This window comes from Porticoccus sp. W117 (assembly GCF_030341905.1).
GTDB lineage: Bacteria > Pseudomonadota > Gammaproteobacteria > Pseudomonadales > Porticoccaceae > SCSIO-12696.
The window spans coordinates 96,883-108,405 of sequence record NZ_JATAAF010000009.1; the positions used below are offsets into that span (position 1 = coordinate 96,883).

The following is an 11,523-nucleotide window of genomic DNA, read 5'->3' on the forward strand; positions in this document are numbered from 1 at the left end:
TTAGGATAGGTACAAACGAAGTCTATGGCATCTCAACCCCACTGGCGAGCCAAACAGAGGCCATCTTGAATTATTTATTTTCCCTAAACGGTTTACGCGCAATTTTGCTAGCCACACTGCTGGTATCTGCTGCTCAGGCTCAGGACGCAAACCTGCCTGAACTCAGCGATGCCAGTTCTGCCGGCGCCACTCTGGAAAAGGAACACGAGCTGGGGCGCCTGTGGTTAAAAGCCTTTCGCAGCCGCACCCAGGAATACCCGGATCCGGAAACGCAGCAATACGTAGAGCAACTGATCTACCGCCTGCTGGTGCACAGCGAACTCAAAGATCGCCGCCTGGAAATCGCTGTAGTGGACAACCCCACAATGAATGCCTTTGCGGTGCCCGGTGGCGTGGTCGGTGTACACAATGGCCTGTTCAATTTTGCCGAAAGCGAACATCAGCTGGCGTCGGTTCTTGCTCACGAACTGGCCCACCTGAGCCAACGGCACTTTGCCCGTGGCCTGCAGGAGCGCAAGAAAAATTCAGTCACCGCCATGGCCGGATTACTGGCGGGGCTGGTGCTGGCAGCTACCAGCAAAGGCGATGCGGGAATTGCCGCACTCACCGCTTCACAGGCGCTGTCGCAAGATCAACAGTTGCGCTACAGCCGCCAGAACGAACAGGAAGCCGACCGCATCGGCATTGAAACCTTGCACAAAGCGGGGCTGGATCCTAATGGTGCGCCGCGTATGTTTGAGCGCATGCAACACGCCAGCCGTTTTTCCGGGCAGCGAGTACCAGAGTTTTTGCGCACCCACCCGCTTACCGAAAAACGCATATCGGATACCCAGTTACGAGCCAACGACTACGACCCAAAAGAGTATGAGGACAATCTGGATTACCACCTGATTCGCGCCAGAATCTTGCTCCATTTTGAAGGCAACGCCAGTCGCGCCGCCAAGCGCTTTCGCAGCCAATTGAAAGGCACCGACGGCACGCCGCCACAGGCTGCCCAGTACGGCCTGGTACTGGCACTGATCGCCGGCGAAAAACTGACGGAAGCCCGCCAGGAACTGAACAAGCTGCAAAAACAAGGCAGCAACCAACTCTATAAACTAGCAGAGCTGGATTTGCTGCTTGCCCAGGGCAATAACGAAGAAGTGATTCGCCTGGCGAGGAAACAGCTGCTGCTCTACCCCAATAACCACGCCCTGAAAATCAAACTGGCCACCGCCTACACCAAGGCGAAAAAGTTTCAGCTGGCCAATCAGCAACTCACACAACTGTCACGGCAGCGCCCCACCGACCCGCAAGTGTGGTATCAACTGGCGGAAGTACGCGGCCTGGCCGGGGATATCGTCGGCCTGCACCGAGCAAGGGCGGAATATTTTATTTTGGTAGGCGCCTTCAACATGGCTCGCGATCAACTCAACCACGCCGCCAAACTCAGTCGCCACGACTTTCAGCAAAGCGCGATTATTAACGAGAAGTTAATTCAGCTGGCGGCGTTGGAAAAGCAGATTGAGAAGTTGTAAAAAAAGCTGCGGGCTACTGGCTACGAGCCGCTCGCAACATCGACAATCCAGTTTGGCAAATCTCCGAACCCGTCATTCCTGCGAAAGCGCACTACTGCCCGAGGTACTTTTTCTACCGTCATGCCCGCGAAGGCGGGCATCCATAGACCACCGTATTTTCCAGCTTTAGTGCCATACTCACATGGATCTCCGCCTTCGCGGAGATGACGTATTTTTGAGTCCCGCTACAACTCAAGACTTTTGTGCCACTGTCAAAATGGATCCCCGCCTGCGCGCACTACTGTCCGGAATAAATTAAAGGCTTACTGTAAAGCCTTGTTGCGTAAGCTCTATTGCCAAATGGATGGCAGAGAGACTTAAAAATTTCGTCATCGCGAGCGAAGCGCGGCGATCCAGTGGCTTTGCTTATAAATCAGCGTGTTAAAAGACACTGGATTGCTTCGCTGCGCTCGCAATGACGGCCTGGGAGTTTATTCCGGACAGCAGTGCGCCTGCGCGGGGATGACGGATATCTGGCACCACCCTGCTCGCAGCCCGCAGCGCACAGCCCGCGGCTTAACTTAATCAAACAACTCCGCCAGTTTGTTATCCAGCTTTTCCTTGCGCAAGTTGATGCCGACAATTTTTCCAGTGGCAGCTTCTACCAGGTAGTTGGCGGGTATTCCGTTGACGCCGTACAGTTTCACAACCGGGCTGTCGTAGGCCTCCAGATCGCTGACATCCACCCAGGGTATGCCGTCTTCTTCCGAGGCTTCTTCCCAGCTTTCCTGTTCGTGATCCAGAGAGAAGGAAACGATTTCAAAGCCTTTACTGTTGAAGTGCTTATAGGCTTGTTTCATGTGGGGAATTTCCGCCCGACACGGGGCACACCATGACGCCCAGAATTCCACCAGTACGTATTTATTGTTATTCATCACCTCACTGACTTTGAAGTTATTGCCCTGCAAATCCTGGGCTTCAAAATCTTTGATAATGCTACCCACTTTAATGCTGTCTTTGATTTCAGCGGCTGCCACTCTGTCCTTGAGCCTGACAATTTCGTGCTCTAGAGCCAGTGAGTTGGGCATCTCCGCTTTCAGTGCCTGCATGTATTGCAGCCGCTGGCTGGCATCCAGACCATTTTCATACACCGTCAACGCCAGAAAGCGGGCAACCGGGTTGGGCGCATTATCGATAACAGACATCAGATGCTTCTCAGCCATTGCCCCCATGGTTGATCCGAGCTGACCAATTTCATTGCTAATGGCTTGCAGTTCAGATTCCGGCAGCGTGTCGTTGTATTTGCCATACAACGCCAGACGCTCCGCCACCAGCCGCTTATATTCCGGGTCGTTTTTCCAGACGCCATACACCTGCTCATACAAAGGGCCACCAACCATTGTCTCTGCATTCATATCGACACTAATCGAACCAGGTTCCAAAACAATACTCTGCTTGGCCACAGTCAACTTGCCGCCATCGGCACTCACCACAACGCCACCAGTCAGTATTTCGGTAACAGGAAAGCTGAGTTCAAACTGGCCGTCCACGATGGCGACTTTCTGCACTTCTTTCACAAGCCCTTTGATGGCTGAGCCAGGGGGCTTGGGTACCCACACCATCGCTTCCAGTGTGCCGGGAGTTGCTCCGGCTTGTTCGGATTGCGGTGTCAGGGTGTAGCGACCGCGTATGGTCATTATTGGTTGGGCTTTTTTAGCCTGAAGGGCCTCAGCGTTCAGCTTACCGCTGTCACTGCAAGCCGCCAGGCCCAGTGCCATCAACGCAACAATTAACAGCTTTTTCATTTTCTCCTCCTAAAAAAGGGGCGCGCAATTGCGCGCCCAACAAGTTACAACCATGTTATTTCACTAGATATCAAACCGCTTGGTAACATCGAAGGTAATTATGCGGCCACGCACATCAACGCGGCGTGGATCCCAGGGCACACCGAAGCCATCAAAGAACGGAAAGCTGCGATTAAATACATTGCGTACACCACCTTTAATGGTCACGTCGTATTCATCCATATCGTAAGACATAGTGAGGTCGTGGGTAACGTAGTGGTGAATACGCAGGGGGTTACTGAAAGTAGTACCAAACGACTCTTGCTGGGTATAGCTGCTGGAGTAGTTGACAAACCAGTTGGCGGACAGGTTTTCGCCGGCCCAGCCTAATGATCCCACGGCCTTGAGTCTTTCCGGGCCATCCTGGCGACCATCATTCGCATCCGGTGCGGAGCCCGGCGTCAATTGCTGACGCTTGAGGCTGGTATAGGTGCCGCCCAGAGCCGCAGTAAAGGCGCCAAAGTCGGTATCAAAGTCGTAGCTGATATTAAAGTCGGCAAATTCACTCAGCTCGTTGGCCACATTGATATCGTTGACGTTAATCCGGCTGATCAAACCGGTGGTGGGGTCAAATTCAACCGCACCGGGTACGTCAAACAGCAAGTTCGGGGTGCGCGATGCCACGCTAAACAGACCATCGATGCGGTCAGTAATATCAATTTCAGCGATGGTGGCACTGACCGTTAGCCCTTGCAGTGCGCCACTGGGCGTCCAGTCAAAACCAAAAGACTTATTGTCCGACAGCTCCGGGCCCAGGTCAGGGTTGCCCCCAAAGACCAGTATTGGTTCTTGCGGGCCTGCGCTGGGATTATTGGGGTCAGTGATAAGAAGGAACTGAAGCAGCAATTGATCGTCAAATATGCTTCTTAATGAAGGCGCTTTAAAGGATTCGCCCCAGGAGGCGCGAATTTTCAGTTCCTCAATGGGGTACCAGGCCAGATCCACTTTCGGGGAGGTGCTGCTAAAGGAACGGCTCTCAATAGCATTGGGGTTGGCACTGTCAAACGGCCCTTCCAGGGAATAGTCATCGTGACGAGCCGCCAGGGTCAGATCCAAAGCGTGTATACCAGGGACCCGGTTGTTGTCGCCGACCAGGGGAATACCCACTTCCGCAAAGAATGACGTTACATCCCGCTCAGGATCTTCGACAATGGTCAATGTAGTACCGGGAGCATTATTAAAGGTTTCAGTGCGGTATTCGGCGCCAAACACAACACCCAGATCGCCTGCAGGCAGCTCCAACAGGTTTCCTGTTACCGTCAGCAGGTAGCTATCCTGTTCAGACACACTGGGCACACTATCGGGAAGAACAGTACCTAAGGGACCAACAACACCATTGCCACCACCCAGGCCCTCAAAAGCGGCCGCAGTATTGGCGCTGCCGTCACCAAAGGGGTTAATCACCTGTTCAATGGGCAACGGGTTGCCATTGGCATCGACACCGGCCAGGCGCTGCGCCAACAAGTCGTCGTCAAACCCAAGGGAAAATAAAAACAACGCCTCTTCCTCGGCACGGGAGGCGGAAAAGTTCATATCCCAATCATCACTGAGCTGTGCATCAAACCCCAATACCAGGGTTGTATTCTCTCGCTCACTCACGGTTGGCGAAATCACACCATCCAGCAAACCCGCCACCGCTTCCGCAGCAAATGAATAGTACACACCCAGTTCATTGCCGGTGTCATTGTAGGGGTTGGTTGTGGGTACAACGCCAAGATCGGATCCAAAAGAAGGAAAAGCTGAGAGCGTAGGTATACCTGGTGCCGTTTCTGATTCGTTGTCACTGTAAGACAGCTCACCAAACACCTGGAAACCATCGAACAGTTCCTGCTCAGCGCGAACAAACACAGAGAGGTCATCTGACTCTGTTGTACTACCTCCCACCGGCACTGCGCCAAGATCGAAGGGAGTCAAATTCGCAGGATCCAGCCCCGTCAGGCCGTTGGTACCATCATCACCGGCGGGCAAGGTGCCCAAAAAAGCAAAGCCATCAAATACGCGGCCAGGTTGGCCAGCTGCAAAAGTAGAGGAGATGCGGTTATCCGTACCGCCCAAGGGGCTCAAATCAAAGGTAGTGCCGCCGGCTTTAAATCGGTCTACGGGGTCGGTGGATTTGGCACTGATACTGGCATTCATATTGCCCGAACCCCAACCAAAACCAAACAGCGCTGAAATTTCGTTTTCGTCCCCTTCGTTGCGGCCCATATCGTAGCGCGCCGACACTTCGGCACCGACGTAATCATCCACCAGAATAAAGTCAATCACACCGCCCTGGGCATCGGCACCGTATACCGCGGAAGCGCCGTCAAGCAAAATATTTACCTGCTTAATGGCGTTGAATGGAATGCCATTGAGGTTGACTGTGCCATCGCCAAAGGTAACGGAGCCGGCCCAGCGGCGGCCATTGACCAGAATCAGGGTATTACCACTGCCCAGACCGCGTAAATTGGCCGCGGACTGACCCTGATCACCCGTCGCTGAAAGACTGTTGTCCAGGGTTGTTGCTGCATTGACGTTACTGAAATTCTGCGGCAGAGAGCGGATTACATCTTCCACGCTGCCAAAGCCGCGACGTTCAATATCATCACGGGTCAGCGAAATGACGTTGGAGCCGGTTTGCACGCCGTTCTTCAAACGAGTGCCAGTGATCACTAGTTCTTCATCTGGCTCTTCCTCGGAAGATGCATCGGATGATTTCTCGCTGACAACCACGGTACTTTCCGAGGTAAATTCAAAGGTCAGGCCAGATCCTTCCAGCATCATGGTCAGTGCTTCGGCAACGGTATAGTTGCCGTTCACGGCGTTTAACTGAACGCCGTTGCCCGTACCACCTGGGAAAATAATTTGCACACCGGAGGTTTCGCCCAATTCAACCAGCGCTGAGCCTGCTGTTTGGCCCTTGATGTTTAAGTCAAATTTGGAGTCGTCCGCCTGAACGGACATGGCTGCCATAAGGGCAATGGCTGATGCCATGTTGACTACCATGCGTTTGCGTCGCGTACTGTGACCGCCTTGATTCATTTATCCCACCTCTGCTGTAAATATAGTATTTGACGTTATTACTTCTTTGACTAGTTGCTTTGCTACTGACTTGGACTATCAGCTGCTAATACCGACCACGTCTCAGAAACAAAAAAACCTACCTTTTTTTAAAAAAAGGCAGGTTTTTTTGTGTTAATTCGACTCTGGCGATTTTTCAAGATGGCAGTAAGACTTAAAAATTTCGTCATCGCGAGCGCAGCGCGGCGATCCAGCGTCTTTTAATAGTCGCTAGATTGCCGCGTCGCTACGCTCCTCGCAATGACGGCCCGGGAGTTTATTCCGGACAGTAGTGCGCCTGCGTGGGGATGACGGAGAACCGCTAAAACAAAGCGTTTTACTGTTATGCAACAGCACTAATCAGGGCTTTTCACTGACAACAATGCGATCAAAGTGCACCACCACTTTGATTGGCAAAGATTTTTCCAGGCCTTCCAGGGCCATGGATATCTGGTCGGTACGAATGGTGGCGTAAATTCTGGTATCGAGAAGATCCACACTTTCCACCAGAATTTTCTTGGCGGTGTAACGATTTAATTGCTGCACCACTTTACCCAGCGGCTCATTGCGAAAGCTCAGGATGCCCGTGCGCCACTGTTGATATCGGGATACATTGTGATCCACAGAAGCCGTCATGCGATCGCCGTCGTTCTGGTATTCCACAACGGTTTGCGCGTTCACTTTGCGGGGCACGCTGGAGGTCAGCGTCAGCGATTCACCCTGCGGGGGAGCAAGCAATGGCGCACTGGAATCCACTACCGCTTCCGGCTTGTGTATGGATACGGTGCCTTCCACAACCGCAAGGGTAAATTGATCCGGAGATTTATGGATATTGAATTCGGTGCCCAGCACGCTGACGGAACGCTCCCCCATAGCCACCGTAAACGGGCGCTCAGGGTCTTTGGCTACATCGAAATACACCTCACCCCGTTCCAGAATCACCCGACGGGAAGTGCCGGTCATTTCCACCAACATCAATGTGCCGGTGTTCATACTGAGTACTGAGCCGTCATCCAGGGTGACGTCTTTCTGTTCGCCTATCTGGGTGATATAGCGGTCGATCTTCACCAATGGTTTTTGCTCAGTTGTTTCAAAGGTCAGAAAAACCGTGACCGCCAACAATAAACCTGCCGCCATGCCAGCAACCGACCAGCGCCACTTGCTGGCTGCAGGTGACCGCTTTTGGCTGTGTGTGGACTGGTAATGGCCCAACACCTGTTCCACATCAGAGTCTTCCGCCAGAGATTCCAGGCTGGCCATCAGCCGGGTTGTTTCCAGAAATTCCTCCTGATAGCCGGGCACTTCCCGACAGCGCTGCTCTATTTGGCCCTCGGATTCTGCGGTTAGTGTGCCAGAGAGCAGATTGATAGCATCTTCCCTGGCCCGGTCGGCAACTGTGCGTGTCTTGTCCATGTCACTCCACTTCATTTTACACCTCTGATTTCCACGGCGGCGCTTCTCAAACGCTTGACGGCCTGGCGAATGTATTTTTCGATCTGACTGCTGGATACCCCCATGTGCTGAGCAATTTCCAGGTAACTTTTGTTGCCAAAGCGGTGCAGGATAAACGAGTCACGCCAGCGCGGCTTCATGGCCATCAATACTTTTTTGGTCTGCTCCAGCTCGCGCCGGCTCTGGACTTCCACATCCGGGGATATCGTGCTCACAATCTGCTCTTTCAACTGTTCACCCTGGTTTTCCAGGTAATTACTGCGGACCTTACGGCGTCTTTCAATATCCAGAATCAGGTTATTAGCCACCTTAATCACAAACGATTGATTGTCGCTGCGCCCAGCAGGCAAACGGGAGGACAATCCATCCATCTTTGCCAGGCGCATAAACACATCCTGGAGGATATCTTCATGTTCAGTGGCGTTAGCTGCCGCCATTCTCAAGCGCAAAAACCCGCGCAACGCAGGCGCATGATCCTGGAACAGGCGCTCAAGCGCTTGCTCTTTGGTTTCTCGAGATCGATTAAAGCCGACAACGTTGCTTTTTTTCATGGCTATGGGCAATTAAGGTAACTCCACCACTTCCCTATGTTAGACCACGCATCAGAAAACGTTTTTCCTACCTTTGGCGGGAAAAAATTGTGAGAAAGAGGGAATACAGGGGTTTCAGGCTTCGCAACAACGGCCTGGCGTGATCTGCCCGTAGCTAGCAGCTCGCCGCCCAAAGCGGAAATTACCGATTTTTAAAATCCAGCATCCGTTGCAATGGCAGCATGGCGCGGCGCCCTAGCTCGGCATCAACAAACACCTCATTGCTGCCCTGTTCCAGGGTTTCTACCATATTCTGCAGGTGGTTCATGCCCATCCAGGGGCAGTTGGCGCAGCTGCGACAAGTAGCACCACGGCCCGCCGTGGGGGCAATAATCAACTCTTTATGGGGCGCTGCCTGCTGCATTTTGAAGAAGATGCCCTCATCGGTGGCAACAATCACCTGCTTGTGGGGTAAATCCCTGGCGGCGGCGATCAGTTGCGAAGTAGAGCCTACGGCGTCGGCCATCTGCACTACATTGTCGGGGGATTCCGGGTGCACCAGAATGGCGGCGTCCGGGTAGACTTCTTTTATGTCCTGAAGGCCGCGGGCCTTGAATTCCTCGTGAACAATACAGCTGCCGTCCCACAGCAACATATCGGCGCCGGTTTTCTTCTGAACGTAGCTGCCCAGATGTTTATCTGGTGCCCAGAGTATTTTCTCCCCTTCCCCATCCAGATAATCCACCACATCCAGAGCAATACTGGACGTCACCACCCAATCGGCGCGGGCTTTTACCGCCGCTGAAGTATTGGCGTACACCACCACGGTGCGATCCGGGTGCTGATCGCAAAAAGCGCTGAAATCATCCGCCGGGCAACCGATATCCAGAGAACAAGTGGCTTCCAGGGTGGGCATCAGCACGCGCTTTTCCGGGGTAAGAATCTTGGCGGTCTCCCCCATAAACTTCACCCCCGCGACCAGCAGTGTGGATGCCTTGTGCTGGCTGCCAAAGCGGGCCATTTCCAGAGAGTCAGAGACAATGCCGCCAGTTTCTTCAGCCAATGACTGAATCTCAGGGTCGGTGTAGTAATGCGCCACAATCACTGCATCCTTGGACGCCAGCAGCTCAACAATTCGCTCCCTGTAGCGGGTCACCTCATCGGCACTGTATTTGGGCTTGTCGTGCAAGTGCTCCAGATACTCCTGCACCACGGCACGGTGTTCGGTGTTCTCGGCAATTTTGAGTCGTTCAGTCGCTGACATGGAAGCAGGCCCACAAATCAAGGGGCGCGAATTCTAGCACAAGCTGGGAATCTGCGTAATTGCATAGAATTGATGCGCCATATCCATGATGATGAGCCTACCAGCACGCCTGATTGCCTTGCGCAACGATATGGATCTTAGCCAACAGAAGATGGCCGATATCATCGGCATTCACGTCAACAGCCTAAAAAAGTACGAAGCCGGGCAAGCACAGCCTTCCCTGGATGTCTTGAAGAAGATCGCTCTGGCACTGCACGTCAGTACCGACTTCTTGCTGTTTGATGAACACGAACGTGTCCCTAGTGATGATCTCGCTTTGCAGCTCGAAGCGGTCAACCAGATGCCAGATGACGAGCAGATGGTGATTCGGGAGGTTCTGGAGAGCCTGATTATCAAGTATCAGTCCCGGCGCTGGGATTCCGGGAGACAAGCCGCTAAAAGATAAAGTTCACAAAGCACTGGCCCTGAGTGTTGGAGCACCCAGGGCCAGCTAACCACCGATGACTAAACAGGAGTCAACAATGGCTGGAAGCAATGATAAGTCCACTACGGATAAAATTCACCTATCAACACCCCAACTCACCCAGCTCACCGATGAGTTTTACGAGGTCTTCGCCCTCAACTGGTTTCTGTACGACGCCATTGAGGGCATCATGGCTGAGGTGGTTGACCGGCTTGAACAGCCACACCACAGCCTGGTCGGGCTGGGGCAATTTCTCAGTTTGATTCGGCAACGAGAGCTGGGGCTCAGGGAGCAGCTAAAGCAGATCAGGGAGTAACCCACTCAGCCAAACAAATAACGCCCCGGCAGAGTAACTGCCGGGGCGTTTTTTTTGTGTTGTTACTCTGATCCTAAATATTCTTTAATTTGCCTTATAGCAGCAGCCACATTCCATTCAGTGGGTACAGTTTCATCATCAAACCAGTTTGCACCCTCAGCAAGCCACTCTTCCCTAACTTTTTTTATACCACTATCACTCACTACATCCAGCCCAAATTGTGTACCACAGCACGAGCATATTTCATGAGAGCTGTATGGATACTTTGGCTTTTCGTCCAGGCCTGTCCATCCACAGACTGGGCATGCATATAATTTCCCCATGTTAATAACCTACATTTCGCAAGCGGTCATTTAAAAAATACTCCAATCCATCTCCACCACGTTTCGACATAGCTGGTCTAAAAAGGGTGCTAATTATGCCATCAGCCCCTACCACCCCATATTCCCCTGTGCGCTTACTGTAACGCACTATAGAGCCATCAAACCGTTGATACTGGAGAGTACCTTTACCTGCCGCACCAGAGAGAAATTGCTTTGCTCTAGCAAGATATTGCTCCTGTGTTAAAGGCTGCCCCCACTCACCATGAATCGCCCCGGGTTTGTCGGAGGCAGTTTAATTTGAGTCATGCAGCTTCGCTCGACTCGGTTTGATAATACAGCATTTCGTATTCAGCGGGCGGCACATCGCCGATGGGCTGTAGCAGCCTCCGGTTATTGAACCATTCCACCCAGGTTAGCGTGGCCCGCTCCACATCATCCAGCCCCTTCCAGGGGCCCAGATCGCTGACAAACCCTGGCATTTTTGCTGGGGTTTGTTGTTTCTGGGCATTGCTAACCCAAAAGCCGGAGAGTCTCTCGAATCTAGGTTGAGCCTCGCAAACACCGTACTGGGGCATTTACAGAGGCTAAGCAAGGGGTTTGGAGTGTAGAGAGGGCTCAATAGAGGCTCAGGCCGCCATCTGAGCAATTTTCTTGATGTTTTGGGCAGTTGCAGCCATCAGACACTGACCAGCCACTCTATTAAGCCTGGTGTAGCGAGCATATCGATAACCGTGTAGTTGTTTAGCATCAGCGAAGCTGCGTTCAACTGTCTCCTGCCGGCGCCTGTAAATCTCTT

General features: G+C 52.7%; 10 protein-coding genes and 1 pseudogene. 3 read left to right on the forward strand and 8 right to left on the reverse strand.

The genetic code is table 11. From position 1 onward, the window contains the following. Nucleotides 1–104: 104 nt before the first annotated feature. Nucleotides 105–1,517, forward strand: coding sequence for a M48 family metalloprotease (locus QSV34_RS08685; protein ID WP_289153812.1), 1,413 nt, complete (start codon nucleotides 105–107; stop codon nucleotides 1,515–1,517). A 560-nt stretch (nucleotides 1,518–2,077) separates the two neighbouring features. On the opposite strand, the gene QSV34_RS08690 is transcribed toward QSV34_RS08685, so the two are convergent. The 5 genes from QSV34_RS08690 to nadA form a co-directional block, all read right to left on the reverse strand. After that, nucleotides 2,078–3,301 carry a peroxiredoxin family protein gene (locus tag QSV34_RS08690; protein WP_289153814.1) on the reverse strand — a complete coding sequence of 408 codons (1,224 nt, stop codon included), beginning with the start codon at nucleotides 3,299–3,301 and terminating at the stop codon, nucleotides 2,078–2,080. Between the two features lie 63 nt (nucleotides 3,302–3,364). Further along, entirely contained in the window at nucleotides 3,365–6,361 is a 2,997-nt protein-coding gene (locus tag QSV34_RS08695; protein WP_289153816.1) for a TonB-dependent receptor, read from the reverse strand. 378 nt (nucleotides 6,362–6,739) lie between these two features. Next, on the reverse strand, nucleotides 6,740–7,792 hold the full coding sequence (locus QSV34_RS08700) for a FecR family protein (protein ID WP_289153818.1): 1,053 nt from the start codon (nucleotides 7,790–7,792) through the stop codon (nucleotides 6,740–6,742). An 11-nt stretch (nucleotides 7,793–7,803) separates the two neighbouring features. Next, nucleotides 7,804–8,382 (reverse strand): RNA polymerase sigma factor, encoded by a 579-nt coding sequence (locus tag QSV34_RS08705; RefSeq protein ID WP_289153837.1) that lies wholly within the window; start codon nucleotides 8,380–8,382, stop codon nucleotides 7,804–7,806. A 181-nt stretch (nucleotides 8,383–8,563) separates the two neighbouring features. Next, entirely contained in the window at nucleotides 8,564–9,625 is a 1,062-nt protein-coding gene (gene nadA, locus QSV34_RS08710; protein WP_289153838.1) for a quinolinate synthase NadA, read from the reverse strand. 85 nt (nucleotides 9,626–9,710) lie between these two features. On the opposite strand from nadA, the gene QSV34_RS08715 reads away from it, so the two are divergent. After that, nucleotides 9,711–10,070 (forward strand): helix-turn-helix domain-containing protein, encoded by a 360-nt coding sequence (locus tag QSV34_RS08715; RefSeq protein WP_289153840.1) that lies wholly within the window; start codon nucleotides 9,711–9,713, stop codon nucleotides 10,068–10,070. Between the two features lie 76 nt (nucleotides 10,071–10,146). Then, nucleotides 10,147–10,404 (forward strand): hypothetical protein, encoded by a 258-nt coding sequence (locus tag QSV34_RS08720; RefSeq protein WP_289153842.1) that lies wholly within the window; start codon nucleotides 10,147–10,149, stop codon nucleotides 10,402–10,404. 62 nt (nucleotides 10,405–10,466) lie between these two features. On the opposite strand, the gene QSV34_RS08725 is transcribed toward QSV34_RS08720, so the two are convergent. From QSV34_RS08725 to QSV34_RS08735, 3 genes and pseudogenes are all read right to left on the reverse strand, one after another. Then, nucleotides 10,467–10,727 carry a hypothetical protein gene (locus QSV34_RS08725; RefSeq protein WP_289153843.1) on the reverse strand — a complete coding sequence of 87 codons (261 nt, stop codon included), beginning with the start codon at nucleotides 10,725–10,727 and terminating at the stop codon, nucleotides 10,467–10,469. Between the two features lie 302 nt (nucleotides 10,728–11,029). Next, nucleotides 11,030–11,182 (reverse strand): annotated as a pseudogene (locus QSV34_RS08730) (IS3 family transposase); the annotation flags it as partial. Between the two features lie 171 nt (nucleotides 11,183–11,353). Further along, nucleotides 11,354–11,523 (reverse strand): transposase (locus tag QSV34_RS08735; RefSeq protein ID WP_289151995.1); only part of this gene is annotated, 170 nt, incomplete at its 5' end.